The organism is Kutzneria kofuensis, from assembly GCF_014203355.1.
In the GTDB taxonomy this organism is placed as follows: Bacteria; Actinomycetota; Actinomycetes; order Mycobacteriales; family Pseudonocardiaceae; genus Kutzneria; species Kutzneria kofuensis.
Window position 1 is genome coordinate 5,157,505 of sequence record NZ_JACHIR010000001.1, and the last position, 16,814, is coordinate 5,174,318.

The 16,814-nt window shown below is 68.7% G+C and carries 14 protein-coding genes and 1 riboswitch; of the genes, 7 read left to right on the plus strand and 7 right to left on the minus strand.

Annotated features, from left to right (window positions below; all coding sequences use genetic code 11):
- Positions 1-56: 56 nt before the first annotated feature.
- Positions 57-1,550, minus strand: a complete 1,494-nt coding sequence (locus BJ998_RS24100; RefSeq protein ID WP_184865067.1) for a PucR family transcriptional regulator — start codon at positions 1,548-1,550, stop codon at positions 57-59.
- A gap of 242 nt (positions 1,551-1,792) precedes the next feature.
- Here BJ998_RS24100 and BJ998_RS24105 point away from each other — a divergent pair, with 242 nt between their 5' ends.
- The gene (locus tag BJ998_RS24105; protein ID WP_184865069.1) at positions 1,793-2,221 is read left to right on the plus strand and encodes a hypothetical protein; all 429 of its coding nucleotides are present in this window, start codon (positions 1,793-1,795) and stop codon (positions 2,219-2,221) included.
- 58 nt (positions 2,222-2,279) lie between these two features.
- Here the strand turns inward: BJ998_RS24105 and BJ998_RS24110 are convergent, their stop codons facing one another.
- The gene (locus BJ998_RS24110) at positions 2,280-4,583 is read right to left on the minus strand and encodes an alpha-L-fucosidase (RefSeq protein WP_184865071.1); all 2,304 of its coding nucleotides are present in this window, start codon (positions 4,581-4,583) and stop codon (positions 2,280-2,282) included.
- A 123-nt stretch (positions 4,584-4,706) separates the two neighbouring features.
- Positions 4,707-5,879 (minus strand): glycoside hydrolase 5 family protein, encoded by a 1,173-nt coding sequence (locus BJ998_RS24115; protein ID WP_184865072.1) that lies wholly within the window; start codon positions 5,877-5,879, stop codon positions 4,707-4,709.
- Positions 5,880-5,945: 66 nt separating this feature from the next.
- Positions 5,946-6,037, plus strand: a riboswitch (glycine riboswitch).
- Positions 6,038-6,173: 136 nt separating this feature from the next.
- Between BJ998_RS24115 and BJ998_RS24120 the strand changes: the two genes are divergently transcribed.
- The 4 genes from BJ998_RS24120 (at position 6,174) to BJ998_RS24135 (ending at position 9,399) form a co-directional block, all read left to right on the plus strand.
- Positions 6,174-7,547 carry an L-serine ammonia-lyase gene (locus tag BJ998_RS24120; RefSeq protein WP_184865074.1) on the plus strand — a complete coding sequence of 458 codons (1,374 nt, stop codon included), beginning with the start codon at positions 6,174-6,176 and terminating at the stop codon, positions 7,545-7,547.
- A 90-nt stretch (positions 7,548-7,637) separates the two neighbouring features.
- Complete coding sequence (locus BJ998_RS24125) at positions 7,638-8,051, plus strand: DUF6228 family protein (RefSeq protein ID WP_184865075.1); 414 nt, start codon at positions 7,638-7,640, stop codon at positions 8,049-8,051.
- Positions 8,052-8,105: 54 nt separating this feature from the next.
- Entirely contained in the window at positions 8,106-8,699 is a 594-nt protein-coding gene (locus BJ998_RS24130; RefSeq protein ID WP_184865077.1) for a hypothetical protein, read from the plus strand.
- A 10-nt stretch (positions 8,700-8,709) separates the two neighbouring features.
- A complete protein-coding gene (locus tag BJ998_RS24135) occupies positions 8,710-9,399 on the plus strand; it encodes an SIR2 family NAD-dependent protein deacylase (protein ID WP_184865079.1) in 690 nt (229 codons plus the stop codon).
- Here BJ998_RS24135 and BJ998_RS24140 read toward each other — a convergent pair.
- Together BJ998_RS24140 and BJ998_RS24145 are read right to left on the minus strand one after the other, a co-directional pair.
- Positions 9,389-10,474, minus strand: coding sequence for a glycoside hydrolase family 88 protein (locus BJ998_RS24140; protein WP_184865081.1), 1,086 nt, complete (start codon positions 10,472-10,474; stop codon positions 9,389-9,391). The two genes, BJ998_RS24135 and BJ998_RS24140, sit on opposite strands and share 11 nt — an antisense overlap.
- Positions 10,475-10,681: 207 nt before the next feature.
- Positions 10,682-10,894, minus strand: a complete 213-nt coding sequence (locus BJ998_RS24145; RefSeq protein ID WP_184865083.1) for a hypothetical protein — start codon at positions 10,892-10,894, stop codon at positions 10,682-10,684.
- A 143-nt stretch (positions 10,895-11,037) separates the two neighbouring features.
- On the opposite strand from BJ998_RS24145, the gene BJ998_RS24150 reads away from it, so the two are divergent.
- Entirely contained in the window at positions 11,038-13,320 is a 2,283-nt protein-coding gene (locus BJ998_RS24150) for a glycosyl hydrolase family 95 catalytic domain-containing protein (RefSeq protein WP_184865085.1), read from the plus strand.
- Between the two features lie 103 nt (positions 13,321-13,423).
- Here BJ998_RS24150 and BJ998_RS24155 read toward each other — a convergent pair whose 3' ends face one another.
- Positions 13,424-13,813: an SSI family serine proteinase inhibitor gene (locus BJ998_RS24155; protein ID WP_184865087.1), complete on the minus strand. Its 390-nt coding sequence runs from the start codon at positions 13,811-13,813 to the stop codon at positions 13,424-13,426.
- A 117-nt stretch (positions 13,814-13,930) separates the two neighbouring features.
- Here BJ998_RS24155 and BJ998_RS24160 point away from each other — a divergent pair, with 117 nt between their 5' ends.
- On the plus strand, positions 13,931-15,226 hold the full coding sequence (locus tag BJ998_RS24160; protein ID WP_312890307.1) for an MFS transporter: 1,296 nt from the start codon (positions 13,931-13,933) through the stop codon (positions 15,224-15,226).
- Here the strand turns inward: BJ998_RS24160 and rdmE are convergent.
- A complete protein-coding gene (gene rdmE / locus BJ998_RS24165) occupies positions 15,168-16,796 on the minus strand; it encodes an aklavinone 12-hydroxylase RdmE (protein WP_184865091.1) in 1,629 nt (542 codons plus the stop codon). The two genes, BJ998_RS24160 and rdmE, sit on opposite strands and share 59 nt — an antisense overlap.
- Between the last annotated feature and the right edge of the window lie 18 nt (positions 16,797-16,814).

A 16,814-nucleotide genomic window follows, 5' to 3' on the forward strand; every position in this document is an offset into this window, starting at 1 on the left:
ACGACTCGCGTCCGCCCGACCGCCGTTCTCCACCCTGCCGCTTCACCGGGCGGCGTTCACGCCCATTTCAGCGTCACCAGCTGGGCCAGCAGCGCGAGCCGCACGTCCGGATCGTCGAGGTCCACGACCTCACCGATCTTCTTCATCCGGTACCGGAAGGTGTTCGGGTGGATCCGCAGCGCCCGGCTCGCCTCACGGGGATCGCCGGGGTGCCGCAGCCACTGGTACAGCGTGTCGAGGTCCATCTCCTTGAGCCCGGCAAGCGGCCCGAGTTCGGCGACGCCGGAGGCCTTCGAGGCGGCGGCGACGCGGTGCAGCACCAGCGACGACCACACCTCCTCGTAGCCGGCGAGTCTCGTGCCGACGAGGCCGGTTCGCAGCAGTGCCAACGTTTCGTCGGCCTGGGACCGTGACAGCGGAAGGTCCGTGAGGGCGACCGGGGCGCCGGCGGCGACCAGCGGTTCGCCGGTGGAGAGCACCTCCCGGAGCTGGGTCCAGCCCTTGTCCGGGACCACTGCGTAGAGGACGCCGTGCAGGTCCGCGACCGCCGGCCGGCGGCCCACGCCTCGCGTCATGCGCTCCCACAACGCGAGGCGAACGCCCTCGGCGTCGGCGGCATCCTCGCTGGCGGCGTCGATCGCGATCACCCGGTGGGGTTGCTCGTCCAGGCCCAGCTCCGCCGCCGCGGTCCGGCCGCCGGTCGAGCCGGACAACACCGCCCTGACCAGTTCGGCCGAACGCATCCGCTCCGCGTCGACGCGGGCACGGCGCCTGAGCAGATGCAACGCGACGACCGGGCCGGTGTCCGCGAACGCCGCCGAACGCTCGTCGCTGACCTCGCCGTCGACCACCGCCCACATCGAGCCCAGCAGCTCGCCGCCCATCCGGATCGGCACGATCAACCGCGGCAGCGTGCCGTCCCGCTGCGCCGGCACGAAGATCACCGATCGGCCCTTGCTGAGCTGGCGGAACACGCCCCGCGACCGGAACCGGGCCAGCACGTCGTCCGGCACCCGGCGGCCCATGATCGTCGACACCCGAGCCGGGTCGGTGCGGTCCTGCCGGGACGAATAGGCCAGCACGCGGGAGTTCGCGTCCTCGATCGTCACCGGCGCGTCGATCACCGCCGCCACCGCGTCGGCCAGCCGGAACAGGTCGCCGAACTGCTCGACGTCGCCGTCCGACTCGTCGTCGGCGGCCGCGTCCAGCACCGCCCGCAACAGCCAGACCAGCTGCGCCCAGGCCGCCTCCTGCCGTACCTCGACGATCGCGATCTCGGCTTCCTTGGCGGCGTTGAGCACCTCCTTGTCGCCGGCCTGCGGTTGCTTCAGCAGCACTCCCGCCGCGCCCCTGGAGTGCCGTATCAGGTCGACCGCGTCCTTCCGCCCGCCGACCGCGACCCCCAGCACCAGGTCTCCGGCCGCGATCACGTTCCGGCGTCCCGGCTCCGCGATCACCACGTCCGTCACGCTCTGCGGCGCCGCCGCCGCGTGCACGGCGCGCAGCATCGTCGGCCCCACCCGGTCGACGACACCCTGCACGGTCACCACCGCGTCATCGTGCCACCGACGCCGCCACTGTTCATGTCCGACGAGCGGAACCCTGTCCTGTCCGGACGGGATCGTCGGCGACGCCGTATTCGGCGAGTCGCAAAAGCGGCACCGCCGTCGAAGATCGTTCATATTTGCGGGGCCAATCATGTGGCCTCTTTTAGCGGTATCGGCCGGTCGGCAACCCTGGGGCGAGACTTCCCGAGCTTTGTGGCTTGATTATTGAGATAGGAGTGTGGGTCTTGAAGGCCTTCTTCCGTGGTGCGCACATACTGATCGCCATTTTCGTTGCCCTGCTTGGCCTCCTGCTCGTCGTCCCACAGGGCACGGCGACGGCCGGTGCGCTCGACGATCCGGGCCAGGGAGCCGCCAAGGTTCCCTGTTATGAAAAGATTTCGGTGGTCAACAGTGCCGCGTTCGTCATGTACTGGACCGGGAAGATCTCCACCGGTCTGTCCACGCCGCCCACCGGCAACTATCCCGTCGGTCAGGAGCAGACCATCGATTTCAATGTTTACGGAATCAGGGACGGCGTCGAGATCTGGCCTGACGTGCAGGCCATCCTCGGGACCTCGAACAGCGGCCCCCGTGTGCCGTTCTGCCAGGGTGGCGCGACCGCCGTCTACCGGGTGACGGGCACGACCCTCAACTTCTCGGTGGATCTCCTCTGACGTGAGCCCGCGCGGTGGTTCGGCCTCCTGACGCTCGCGTCAGGAGGCCGAACCACGGTCAGCGCCTGCTGATCTTGAACACCCATGCGTACTGATCTGCGGAAACCGCCGCCGGCGGCACGTCGATCACCAGCGAGCTGCCGGTCGTCGTCCAGGTCAGCGGCTTCGGGTAGCCGAGCATCGTCACCTTGTCCCCACTGCGGATCGGCACCGGGGCGCTGACCGTGAGCTTGCTGCCCGGCGCGGTCAGCGACGTGATGTAGAAGGCGTCGCGTTTGGTCGTGAATCGCAGATCACCCAGCTGCGCCTGCCGCGACCAGTACGACGTGTCGTAGATCGACTCGCCGTTGACCTTGAGCCACGCGCCGGTCTGCCGCAGCCGGGTCTGCATGATCTCCGGGATGGTGCCGTCCGCCCGCGGGCCGATGTCCAGCAGGAAGTTGCCGTTCTTGCTGACGATGTCCACCAGCGTGTGCACGACCTCCTCGGCGGTCATGTACATGTCGTCCGGGGTGGCTCGGTTGTAGCCGTACGAACGGGGATCCAGGCCGCGGCTGGCCTCCCACTTGGCCACCACCGTGTTCGGGTACGTCGTGTACTCGGGTGTGGTGAAGTCGTGCACCGAGATGCCCGACCGGTCGTTGATCGTCACGTCCTTCGGCCGCGGCCGGTCCTTGGCGTGGTTGAAGTACTCCGCCATCAGCCGCCGGCTGTCGTTGACGCCGCCGATGTCGCACCAGATCACGTCCGGGTCGTAGCCGTGCACCAGCTCCAGCATCTGCGGCAGCTGGTAGTCGAGCACGAAATCCCGTCCGCTCGCGTAGCCGGTGTAGGGGACCGCTGCGCCGGTGTACGGGTTGCGCGGCGGGTGGCCCATCCACGGGTTGTCCGGGTTGAACCACTCCGGCATCGAGAAGTACAAACCGTTGCGCAGCTGGGGAGTGTGCTTTCTCGACGCCGCGAACAGGTCCTTGACCAGGTCGCGTTTCGGCCCCAGCTTGGCGGCGGTGCGGCCGGAGACCTTGGAGTCCCAGAGCGCGAAACCCTCGTGGTGCTTGGAGGTCAGCACGTAGTAGCGCGCGCCGGCGTCGACGAACAGGTTCAGCCAGTCCAGCGGGTTCCACTTCTCCGCCTTGAACTGCGGGATGAAGTCGTCGTAGTTGAAGGTCTCGCCGTAGGTCTGGCGGTGGTAGTCGTAGACCGCGTTGGACGGGTCCTGCATCCAGTTCCAGTACCACTCCGCGTACTGCTTGCCCGGCGGCGACCAGGCCGGCACCGAGTAGACGCCCCAGTGGATGAAGATGCCGAACTTGGCGTCCTGGAACCAGTACGGGGCCTGGTGGGTGTTCAGCGACGTGTCGGCCGGTTGGTAATCCGGTATGCCCAGCAGGATCGGGGCGCTCGCACTCGCCAGTGTGTCCTTTTTGGACTTCGCCGCGATGGTGCCGGTCACCGTCGTGCCGTCGTCGACGCGTTGGTCCTTGCGGATGCCGATGCGCAGTTTCGCTTCGTCGCCGGGCGCGAGCCAGTCCACGGTCGCCGGCGCGACCGTATGGCCGCCCTGGACGTCCACGGAGACCGTCAGCTGGTCCTGCGGGGTGATCCATTCCGTGCCGAGGTTGACCAGCGTCGCCTCCACGACCTGCGGACCGGCGTCGGTCAGCAGGCTGGTCGTGGACTTCGTGCCGCGCAGCGTGACCGCCTTGCCGACGGTCACCGGCTGCAGGCTGAGCGCGAACACGTGCAGGCTGGACTGGCCCTCGACGGCGGGATTGGTGGTCGGCAGGGTGATCGCCACCGCGTCCCGGTTCGGGTCGATCCAGACCTGCGAGGTGCCGATCGACACCGGATTCTGGTCGGTGCCGCCGCCCGGCGTGTAGCGGAACGGGGCGACGAGCTGGCCGCTGCCGGAGTACCAGTCGGCCCCGCCCAGCTGGGCCTCGCTGGTACTGCCGTCGGCGTAGTGGACGGTCGCCGTGCCGCCGGTCGCGCCATACGAGCAGGCCGTGAGGAACAGGGCCGTGACGTAGCGGCCTTTGGGCAGCGGGATCTGCTGACCCATGGCCACGATGTTGTTCTTGCCGGTCGGCGTCGGGAAGGCGAACGGGACGCCGTCCACCGTGACCTGGCCGCTGGGTAAGCCCTCGGCCGGGAAGGTGTAGCCGGATCCGTCGAAGTTGCCGTCATGGGCGGTGGCGGTGTCGATGCCGTCGTTGTCGAAGAGGCCGTCGAGCGGGACGGGGACCGGATTCGGTGCGGTGGACGCCGCGAAGGCGGCCCCCGTGGCCGTGGTGGACACCGTGGCGAGCACGGTGGCGCCCAGGGCCAGTCCCAGGGCGGTCCGTCTGGGGAAGGTCGTCATCGAGCCCTCCTGCGTCGGGCCGCCAGGCGACGAACAGATCCGATGTGTATGGGTGATTTATGCGGCGGACCGGGGCCTGACGCGGTTAGTCATCGGATGACTGTTGATCCTGGGTGGCCGGTCTCACACTGTCAAGACCTCGGTCACGCCCCGGGCCGCCAGGTACTCCGGCGTCGTGTCCATGACGATCGCCGGCCGCTGGCCCTCCTTGGCCAACCGCATCCAGGCCTCGAAGAACGCGCCGCCCGGCCCGGAGGAACTGCGCTTGCCGTCGAACAGCAGGGCCGTCGTGCGGTCCACCGGCTTCGGCAACTCTGCGTGCACGGCGTTGGCCACCGCCTTGGCCAGCGGCTTCGCGTTGCCGTCCGCGTCGAACAGGCCGAGGCCGTACTCCAGCTCCGGGTAGTCGATGAACTTCCGGTCCACGTCGTGCGAGCACCACCACGTAAGACCCCAGACGTTCTTGCAGGTCGCCACGTTGGCAATCGTTTGCTCCGCGTACTCCACGGCGTGCTCGACCGGGATGTGCGGGGCCGGCGCGCCCACCTCCTGCACCCAGATCACCCGGTCCACCGTGCCGTAGGCGCGGGCCAGCTCCGTGCCGTACTCGGCGAGGTGGTGGATCTCCGTCGACTGCGGACCGTAACGACGGGCCGCGTTCAGCGTGAAGACCCAGGGGTGGACCGTGGTCATGGCGCCCTTGGTCGCGCTGGCCAGCGGGGTGAACGGGTGGTCGTCGACGTACCAGGCGTCGTCGAAGGCCGAATGGCAGTGCGGGTGGTCCGGATCGGCCGTGTTGACCACCTCGAGCAGCCGGTCCAGCCAGACGTCCACCTCGGCTGCCGTGCACGGGTTGTGCGCGACCAGATTGTTCATCTCGTTGCCCAGCGTCATTCCCAGGAAGTTCGGCTCCCCGCGCAGCGCCGTGGCCAGCGTGCGCAGCAGCAGGGCCTGGCCCTCCAGGACGTCCGGATCGGTGAAGACGTTGCGGTGGTGCCAGGTCTGCGTCCAGGAGGGGTAGAAGTCGAAGCTCGACAGGTGGCCCTGGATGCCGTCCACCGTGACGTCCAAGCCCGCCTCGGCGCCCATGCGAACCAGGTCCAGCAGCTGCTCGACCGCCTTCTCCCGGATCACGCCGCGGTTGGGTTGGAACACCGGCCAGATCGGGAACACCCGCACGTGGTCCAGGCCCAGGCCGGCCAGTTGGTCCAGGTCGCGGCGGATCGAGTCCGGCTCGAAGTCCAGCCAGGTGTGCCACCAGTGCTTGCTGGGCGTGTAGTTGGCGCCGAACCTCATCAGCCGCTCCCCGGTTCGCCTACAGTGAGGGCCAACAATTCCACACAGGCCGCGTGCCTCCGGCACACAGCCCGGTCGGGAGAGCCCTCGGATTCGCCGAGGCGCCGAAGGAGCAAGCCTCCCCGCACACTCTCAGGCAACCAGACCGGCCGGGCGAGGCGACTCTGGAAAGCAGCGTGCGCGGTCGTGCACGCACACCCACGGTGCAAGCTGTCGCGGTCGTGACGGCGAAGCTCTCAGGTCCCATGACAGAGGGGGAGCTTCCGTCGTCCTCGGCATGCCCTGGAGTCCGTCATGGCCATCAGCGTTTTCGACCTTTTCTCGGTGGGGATCGGTCCGTCCAGCTCGCACACCGTCGGGCCGATGCGGGCCGCCTGCATGTTCGTCTCACGTCTGCGGGCCGCCGGCCGGTTCGACTCCGTCGCCCGCGTCCACGTCGAGCTGTTCGGCTCCCTCGGCGCCACCGGGCACGGTCACGGCAGCCCCAAGGCCGTCATGCTCGGTCTCGAGGGTTCACAGCCCGAGCTGTGCGACCCCACCGACGCCGACGACCGCGTCGCCCACATCCGGTCCAGTTGTCGGCTCGTTCTGGGCGGTTCCCGGGAGATCGAGTTCGTCGAGGACACCGACCTGATCATGCACCGCCGCAAGCAACTTCCGTTGCACCCCAACGGAATGAGCTTCGCCGCCTTCGCTTCCGACGGCTCCTCGCTGGATTCCGCCGTCTACTACTCCGTCGGCGGTGGCTTCATCGTCGACGAGACCGCCACCGGGACGGACCGGATCAAGCAGGACGAGACCGTCCTGCCGCACCCGTTCCTCTCCGGCGACGAACTCCTTGCCCGGACCCGGGAATCCGGCCTGTCCATCAGCGATGTCATGCTGGCCAACGAGTTGTCCTGGCGTCCCGAGACCGAGGTTCGCTCCGGTCTGCTGCACATCTGGCACGTCATGCAGGAGTGTGTCGAGCGGGGTTGCACCGTCGAGGGCACCCTCCCCGGCGGTCTCAAGGTCCGCCGCCGCGCCGCCGACCTCCGGCGGACTCTCGCCGCCGAGCACTTCACCACCGACCCCCTGCGGGTCATGGACTGGGTCACCCTGTTCGCCCTCGCCGTCAACGAGGAAAACGCCGCCGGCGGCCGCGTGGTCACCGCCCCCACCAACGGCGCCGCCGGCATCGTCCCCGCCGTGCTGCACTACTACTCCCGCTTCGTCCCCGGCGCCTCCGACGACGGCGTCGTTCGCTTCCTGCTCACCGCCGGCGCCATCGGCGTCCTGTTCAAGGAGAACGCCTCCATCTCCGGCGCCGAGGTCGGCTGCCAGGGCGAGGTCGGCTCCGCCTGCTCCATGGCCGCCGCTGGTCTCGCCGAGGTTCTCGGCGGCACCCCCGAGCAGGTCGAGAACGCCGCCGAGATCGCCATGGAGCACAACCTCGGGCTCACCTGCGACCCCATCGGCGGCCTCGTGCAGATCCCGTGCATCGAACGCAACGCCCTCGCCTCCATCAAGGCCATCACCGCCGCCCGCATGGCCCTCCGTGGCGACGGCGCCCACTTCGTCTCCCTCGACAAGGTCATCAAGACCATGCGCGACACCGGCCGCGACATGAAGGACAAGTACAAGGAGACGGCCCGCGGCGGCCTCGCGGTGAACGTCATCGAGTGCTGACTCGCGCTTCGGTGATCTCTCATCGGCATTCCGGGGCAGTGGGCGGGAGAGGCTGCCTAGGCTGCGGGTATGGAACATATGTGCGCGCGAGTGGAGGACGACGGCACGGCGGTGAGGTTGGGCGGCCCGGAGGGGTGGATCCGCCTGTGGAACCGGACGCATCCGTACGACGACGAGATGCTGGCTTTCTGTATCGAGATCGGGGCGGTGGACATGACGGCGCGGGCGCACCGGGTGGTGGTGTTCAACGAAGCGCCGGAGAAGTTCGTGGGGGAGTTGGCGGAGAGCTTCGAGGGGTGGAGCGGGACGAGGGTGTGGGAAAGCCTGGATCGGGATGTGCGGATCGGGGCGACGTACAAGTCGGGCGGGCGCGGGGATATGACGTGGTCTCTCGCGCCGTGGCGGGAGAGGGATGCGTGGAGCGCGTCGGTGACGGTGAGAGGAGTGGAGGCGGGAGAAGAGATGCGGAGGTTGGCGGAGGACATGAGGGTGCTACTGGGGTGAGGTCAGGGGCATCCCTGATGTGAGCTGACGGCCTCGTGGCCGAATCTGATTGCCATGGCGGGGAACGGGTTCGGCAGGGTGCTGGCGGGGGCGTGCCTGGTGGCGGGGCCGGCGTTGACGGGGGCGTCGACGGCATTCTGGGAGGGGCAGAGCCAGGGAGCGACGGGCGGCGCGTTGGTCGTGCTGGCTACGGGGCTGTGGGCGTACGGGCTGGTGACGGTGCTGGCAGGGGTGTCGAGAAAGCTGCCGAGGTACGGGGCAGTGGCGACGTTGGTCACGGTGCTGGGGGTGGTCGGAGGCACGGCGTTCGGGGTGCAGGCGATCTACGAGGCGGCTCTGGGGATGTCGCACAGCAGGGCGATAAGCGCGCTGGAGCCGTATCCGTTCGCGGGGGACGTGGCGTTCTGGCTGGCGGGGCCGATGTTTCCGGCGGCGTTGGTGTTGACGGGGATCGGGTTGTTGCTCGCGCGAGAGGCGCCCAGGTGGGTGGGAGCGCTGGTGTGCCTGGGCGGACTGGTGTTTCCAGTGGGGCAGATCCTGCGAATCGAGTGGGTAGCCAGCGGGGTGGACCTGCTGTTGTTGGTCCCCTTCGCGTACCTCGCATGGGGGATGGTCCGTGACGCAAATGAGGTTGTGCCGGCAACTTAGGCTGTGACGCATGACCAGGATCGCGGTGTTGACGGGGGCGGGGATCTCGACGGACTCGGGCATCCCGGATTACCGCGGCCCGCAGGGGGAGTGGACCAGGGACCCGAAGGCGCAGAACCTCTTCACGTACGAGAGCTTCATGGGGGACGCGGAGACGCGCCGGGAGTTCTGGCGGCGGTACGAGAAGCACCCGGCGTGGGAGGCGGAGCCGAACGAGGCGCATCGGGCGCTGGCGAAGCTGCCGAACACGAGGGTGCTGACGCAGAACGTGGACGGCCTGCACCAGAAGGCGGGAACGCCGGCGAGAAAGGTGTTGGAGCTGCACGGAAGCATGCACAGGACGGTGTGCACGCGGTGCGGCGAGGGCTTCAACACCAAGGAAATCCTCGGCGGGGACAAGAGCTGCCCGAAGTGCGGAGGAATCCTGAAGCTCGGGGTGACACTGTTCGGCGAGAACCTGGACGCGGACGTGCTGGGCCAGGCGAGGAACATCGCGGCGGTGAGCGATGTGTTCCTGGCGATCGGCAGCTCGCTGCAGGTGGAACCGGCGGCGGCGCTGTGCGCGGTGGCGGTGCGAGCCGGGGCACGGCTGATGATCGTGAACCGCGATCCGACGCCGTACGACGATCTGGCGGCGGAGAGGATCACGGAACCGATCGGGACAGCGGTGCCCCGGCTCTGCGAGGAACTCAGCCGCTGAAGGAGCAGCCTGGGGTCGACTTCGCGGCTTCGACGCCGGCCATGAGGAACATTCCCACGCCGTAGTTGCTGGTGGCAGTGGGGCTGATGGGCTGGTACTGGGACGGGTGCGAGGACGGTCCCTGCACATAGCCGACAACGCCGTTGGAGCGCAGGGCGGTGCCCTTCAGCCAACCCCAAGCCTTCTGGACGACGGGCAGGTACGTCGCCGAGTCGAGGTAGCCGGCCTGGATGGCCTTGGCCATGCCGTAGGTGTAGAGGGACGTGCCGCTGGACTCGGGGGCGGGGTAGGCGGAGGGGTGGTCGACGTCAGCAGTCCAGTAGCCGCCGGGCTGTTGAGTGGACCTCAGCTTGGCGAACATGTCCTGCAGCAGGGAGATGTAGTGGGCGCGGTGGGTGTCGCCGGCGGGGAGGTTGGCGATGGTGTCGGTGAGGGCGGCGACGATCCAGCCGTTGCCGCGGGACCAGTGCTGGGTGGTGCCGACCCAGCGGGAATCCCGCCACCACAGGGAGTTCTTCTTGTCGTAGATGTGGCTCTCGGGATAGGCGAACAGCTTGGCCATGGCGTCGATGTTCTTGCTGCCGCCGAAGTAGGCGAAGGCCGACAGGGCGCCGAGGCGGACGGCGTCGACGTAGTCCATGTCGGACGTGTTGCCGCCCTCGACCTTCTTGGTCTCCTTGTCGACATAGGCCTTGGCGTCGGCGATGTCACTGGCGGGGTGCTTGGGGTCGAGTTGGTAGAGGTCGATGTACTCCTGGGCGGCTTCGGGGCCGTCGAGGTTGGGTGTGCCGGTGGGCAGCTTCCACTTGTTGTGGACGGCCCACGCGGTCGCGTAGTTGAGGTACTTGGCGTCGCCGGTCAGCTTGTACGCCTCGATGTCGCCCTTGATGAACAGGGAGTTGAACCAGGTGGAGTCGGCCGGCTTGGAGTTGCCGGCGATCCAGTGGTCGGCGGCGGCCCGGATGGGGGCCTCCTCGGAACAGACGGTCGGCGCGGCCGAGGCCGCGGTCGGGAGCAGTGCCCCGGCGACCAGGGAACAGGCGATCGCAAGCGACCACCGGGAACGAGATGCCACCACAACCTCCAGGAGTGTCGGCGCGGCGGCGAGGCTGGAAACGTTTACATAGTAGGGGTGCCGTCAATCGCCGGGTGGGGGAGGGGAAGCGGGGCGGTGGGGGAAGTGGGAAGCGTCGATCGTTGGTCAGGCCGGGGCGGGGGTGAGGGGAAGTGGGAGGCGGAGCCCGGCGACGGTGGTGACGGGTCGGTGGGAGTTCGGGTGCCGTCAGTCCGCGTTGCCGCCGGTGCCGCTGCCGAGCACGCCGATGCCGGAGCCGGGGAGCTGCACCGGGAGGTTGGTGGGGGCGAGAGTGCTGTTGCCGGTGAGAACTCCGCTCGATCCGTTGAACGAGCCGCCGATGCCGGGCTGGACGTCGGAGGCCGCGGCTGGCCGGGCGAAGAGCAGGAGCAGGCCGATGACCAGGCCGGTGATGCGCATGATGATCATTGTTGTGGCGATCGATTCCTCCGATGACAGCAGCCCGTGACTGCGGCGGAGCTCTTGACGCGTGGCGGAGTGCTGCCTACGGTCGGCGGCAGAGCTCCGATGTATAGGTTTTCACGGCGAGGTGAGGGACCGATATGGTTGAGCTGTCGCGGAGAAGCCTGCTCGCCGCGGGTGGGGCGCTGCTGGCGGCGCCGGCGGTGGGAGCCGGCGCGGCGGAGGCGAGCGCCGACACCAACGACAAAGGGCTGAACTGGCGGTCGTTCCTCGGCGGCAGTGACCTGGTCTGGAAGCGGCTGCCGAAGAACTGGTACGACGGCCCCTTTCTCGGCAACGGGTTCCTGGGCTCGGGCATCTACGCGGAGCCGGGCGCCAACGCGATCCGGTTCAACGTGCAGCACAGCGAGGTGCAGGACCACCGCCCGGAATTCGGCTCCCTGTACGGCCTCGCCCGCCTGCCGATCGGCTGGTTCACGCTGGAGCCGACCGGCACGGTCACGGCGGTCGACTGGCGGCTGAGCATCTACGACGCGGAGTTGGCCGGCACGATCACCACCACCGCCGGCAGCATCGCCATCCGAGCGATCGTCCACAGCGGACGGTCGGTCCTGACGGTGCAGGCGAAACCGACCGACGGGGAGGCGCAGTTCCGCTGGGTGTTCCACCCGGCGGACGCGGTCAGCCCCCGCACGGACCCCAAGTTCAACAAGCCGGCCCCGGACGGCTACCTGCCCAACCCGAAGCCCAGCACGAACACCAGCGGCGACGCCACGGTAGTCACCCAGCCCCTGCTGTCCGGCGGCGAGCACGTCACCGCATACCAGGAAACGAAAAAGGGCACGGTCAGGACCCTGTACGCGACGGTCGCCTGGTCGAACCCCGACAAGACGGCCGGCGGCAAGGCGCTGCACAGCCTGAAATCAGCGGCGACCCATACTCTGGACAGCCTGGCCCAGGACCACCGGGCCTGGTGGAACGCCTTCTACCGCAAGAGTTTCTTCTCCATCCCCGACGGCCGCCTGCAGAGCTTCTACTGGATCCAGCTCTACAAGGTCGCCTCCGCCACCCGCCGCAACGCCCCGGTGATGGCGACGACCGGCCCCTGGCTCGAGCCGACGCCGTGGCCGGCCACCTGGTGGAACCTGAACGTGCAACTGGAGTACTGGCTGATCAACGGCTCCAACCATCTCGAACTGGACTCGCTGACCCGGGCGATCAGCCAGTACCGGGCCAACCTGAGCAGCCAGGTCGTCGCGCCGTACAACCAGGACTCCGCCGGCATCCCCCGCACCACGGACATCACGCTCCTCAACGGCGGCACGGTCGGTGTGCCGGGGCAGGACCCGCCCACGCCCGAGATCGGCAACCTGACCTGGGCGCTGCACAACGTGTGGCTGACCTACCGCCACACCATGGACACGGCCACCCTCAGGGACACCGTGTTCCCCCTGCTACGCAAGGCGATCAACTACTACCTGCACTTCCTCGCGCCGGGCGACGACGGCAAGCTGCACCTGCCGAAGACGTTCTCGCCGGAGTACGGCGTCGACACGCCGGACACCAACTTCGACCTGGCGCTGATCCGCTGGGGCTGTCAGACCCTCATCGACTCCGCACAGATCCTGGGGATCAACGACCCGCTCGCCCCGAAGTGGCGCGACGTCCTGACGAACCTCACCCCGTACCCGACCGACGCCAACGGCTTCATGATCGGCGCCGGCCAGCCGTTCGCCATGTCCCACCGGCATTACTCGCACATGCTGTCGGTGTACCCGCTCTACCTGGTGAACTGGGAGCAGCCGGAGAACCGGAACCTGATCCAGACCTCGCTCAACCACTGGATCAGCTTCAAGGGCGCGCTGCAGGGCTACAGCTACACCGGCGCGGCCTCGATCGCGGCCCAGATGCTGCGCGGCAACGACTCCGCCCAGTACCTCAGCGACCTGCTGCGGCTCTACGTCCAGCCCAACACCATGTACAAGGAGTCCGGACCGGTGATCGAGACGCCGCTGTCGGCGTCGCAGTCGATGCACGACATGGTGTGCCAGAGCTGGAACGGGGTCGTCCGCGTGTTCCCGGCCATCCCCGACTCCTGGGCAGACGTCACGATCGACAACTTCCGCACCCAGGGGGCGTTCCTGCTCAGCGCCTCATGGCAACGCGGCGTGACCCGTTGGGTCAAGGTGCACAGCGAGGCCGGAGCGCCCTGCGTCATCCGGCACGGCATCCCCGGCCAGGTCACGGTCCGAGACGCGCACGGACGGCCGCTGCGGACGAAGGAACTCGACGCCACCACGATCCAGATCGATCTGCCACGGGGCGGCGAGGCGGTGCTCTACCGGTCCGGCGACCGGCCGGACTTCACGGTCGCGCCGGTCACGCCGAACGGCCCGGCGGCGCCGTGGGGCCTGCCTGCCTGAGTTTCACAGGATTCTGTAAGGAAAGCCGTAACCGTTCCTCAGGAACTACTGATGTGATCTGTGTCGCGGGGCTCCCGATGGAAATCGGGAGCCCCGACCACTGTCAGAAGCGGAACAGGTTGCCGGTCTTGTTGTCCCGCTCGCAGCTGTTGGTGTAGCTGTCCTGGAACAGCACCGTCCGGCCGCGCCACAGGCCGGTCGCGCTCACCTTGATCGACTGGAAGATCATCGGGCAGAAGATGTGCGCCTCGGTGCCGGGCATGGTCGCGATGTCGCCGTCGACCTGGGCGAGCTGGATGCAGGCCAGCTGGGCGTCCGGATGGGTGCCGCCGACCGGGTCACAGGTCAGCTCGACGACGTGCGGGGCCTGGCCGGCGGTGGTGGCGGTCAGGGTCAGGGTGGAGGGCATCGCGGCCGCGGCGGGGACGGCGGTCACGCAGACGGCGGCAGCGCACAGGGCGACCGCGCCGGCAAGGACTCGGGGGATGGCCATGGTTGCCTACTCTTGCGCCGTTCGTGCAGACGATCGATGTAAAACCGAGTGCTCCACCAGAACGTGTGGCCGCTTTCACCCTTTTGTGGTCAGATGTGGCCACCCAGGGAGGTTGCCGTGACTCGATCGATTGATCAGGTGCGAAGCTCGTCGGTCCGCAAGGTCGCACTGGCCAGCGCGGCCGGCACCACCATCGAACTGTACGACTTCCTGATCTACGGCACCGCCTCCGCAGTGGTGCTGCCGAAGCTGTTCTTCCCGGCCGGCAACCAGACGGTGAGCACGCTGCTGGCGTTCGCCACCTTCGGCGTCGGCTTCCTGGTCAGACCGCTCGGGGCGGCGGTCATCGGGCACTTCGGCGACCGCGTCGGCCGCCGCCCGATGCTGGTGCTCACGCTGACCATGACCGGCCTGTGCACCGCGCTGATCGGCGTGTTGCCCAGTTACGCCTCGGCCGGCCTGATCGCCCCGGTGCTGCTGCTGATTCTCCGTTTGTTGCAAGGGTTCTTCCTCGGCGGCGAGCAGAGCGGCGCGGCGCTGATGGTCGTCGAACACGCCCCGGAGCGGCACCGCACCTGGTACGGCGGCTGGACCTTCCTCGGCTCGCCGCTGGGACTGTTCCTCGGCACGGCCATGTTCTCGCTGGCCACGGTCGCGGCCGGCGGCGACTTCCTCAGCTGGGGCTGGCGGATCCCGTTCCTGGCCAGCCTGGTGCTGGTGGGCGTCGGCATCTACATGCGGGTCGGCATCGAGGAAAGCCCGGAGTTCAGGGAACTGCGGGCCGCGCACCGGGTGACCCGGGTGCCACTGGCCGAGGTGCTGCGCACCTCGTGGCCGAAGGTGCTGCTCGGCGTCGGCGTCAACCTGGGCTTCAACGCCTTCATCTTCATCCTCGTGACGTTCGTGCTGAACTACTGGACGGCCGTGCACCACCTGCCGCAGCAGCAGGTGCTGACCGCGAGCCTGGTCGGCGGCGCGGCGCAGGTGGTGGCGATCCTGATCGCCTGCCGGATCGCCGACCGGGTGGGCCGCACGCCGGTGATGATGACCGGTGCGCTGTTCATCATCCTGTTCGCGTTCCCGCTGTTCTGGCTGATCGACACCGGCTCGGCCGGGCTGCTGATCCTGGCGCTGGCCTTGGCGTACGCGGGATCCGGCATCCTGTTCGGCCCGATGGCCTCGTACTACCCGGTGCTGTTCGAGCCGCGGCTGCGCTACTCCGGCGCGGCGTTCAGCTACCAGCTCGGCGCGACGCTGGGCGGTGGCCTGTCCCCGTTGGTGGCCACCGCCCTGCTGTCCGTCGATCACGCCCGCCCGTGGCCGATCTCGCTGTACCTGGTGCTGGGCGGGCTGATCAGCGCGCTGTGCCTGCTGGGACTGCGCCGCTCGGCACCCGGTCCAGTAGCCGACTGAGCACCGACTGGAGCGTGCCGGCGGCGTCGGCGACCTCGAAGTCCGTACGCCAGGCGACAACGCCGTCCGGCCGCACCAGGCTCGCGCCGCCGTGGCCGATGCCGTACGCCTCGACCAGGCGGTCCTCCGGGTCGGTCAGGCCGGGGCCGAGGCCGACCGTGCGCACGACGATGCCCAGCCGGCCGGCCACGTGTTTGGCCGCCTCGTGCCAGACGCCGCCCTCGGTCCCGGTCAGCAGCACCCAGTCGCGGCCGAAGAAGTCCACAGTGGACATATCGACGCCGTCGAGGACCAGTGGCACGTGCGGGGCGCGGAAACCGGGGCGGCCGCTCGGCTTGCGCGGGTCCTCGACCGGCGCCGGGTCCTCGTCGTCGATCAGCACGGCCTCGGACCGCTGCCGGACGCCGAACACGACCTCCAGGTAGCCCGAGGGGATCGGCACGGCGTCGGAGCGCAGCTGTGGGGCCATCCGGTCGACGTAGTTGGCCAGCGACTCCGCCACCACGAGCTCCGCCACGGTTCGGCGCTCCGGGTCGTAGCTGTCGAGCAGTCCCGGTCCCGCCTGGCCGCGAAGCACGGCGGCCAGCTTCCACGCCAGGTCGAAGCCGTCGCCGATGGCCGTGTTGCCACCGAGGCCACCGGTCGGCGGCGTCACCTTCGCCGCGTCGCCGGCCAGGAAAACCCGGCCGTCGCGGAAGGTGTCGGCCACGCGGGCGGCCATTTCCCACGCCTGTACGGTGCGCAGTTCCAGCTCCAGCGCCGGATCGTCCAGCCCGAGCCGGATGAGCGCGGTGCAGCGCTCCGGCGTGAAGTCCGAGATCGACTCGCCGCGCGCCGGGTCGTACTCGACGGCGAAGATGTGTCGGCCCCGCACGTGCGTCGAGCCGAAGACGCCGGTGAATTCCGGGTGCTGCAGGTAGAACAGCGTGCTGGCGACGTCGGCGAGCCGCTCCGGATCGGTGTCGAACACGATGCCGGCGTAATGGCTGAGGCTGCCCCAGCCGTGCCGGCTGATGCCGAGCTGCTCCCGGATCGGGCTGCGGTGGCCGTCGGCCGCGACGACGTAGTCGGCGCGAACCTGGCTGAGCGTGCCGGTCGGACGGTGCACCAGTCGCGCGGTGACACCGAGCGTGTCCTGGTCGAACGAGACGAGCTCGGTGTCGAACCGGACGCGTGCGCCCAGTTCCCGCGCCCGGTCCACCATGATCGGCTCCAGTTGGACCTGTGTCGCCATGCCCATGGGCAGCGGCGAAAGCGCGTCCCACAGCCGCGTCTCGTCGCCGGCCACGATCCGCTTGAGCACGGTTCCGTGCACGCTGGTGGCAACCTTGATCTCGAAGTTGTGGCCCCCGGTGAACGGGCTCGCGGCCAGCACCTCGTCCACCACGCCGGCGGTGCGCAGCAGCTCCATGGTCCGCGGATTCTGGCCGGCGGCCTTGGGATGTAACGAAGTTCCCGGGTGCCGCTCGACGACGAGCGTGTCGATCCCTCGATCGGCCAGGAACATCGCCGTCGCCGTGCCGGCGAGCCCCGCCCCCACCACCAACACCTGAACTCGTGTGGTGTCCATTGATCCCCCCTTGATTCT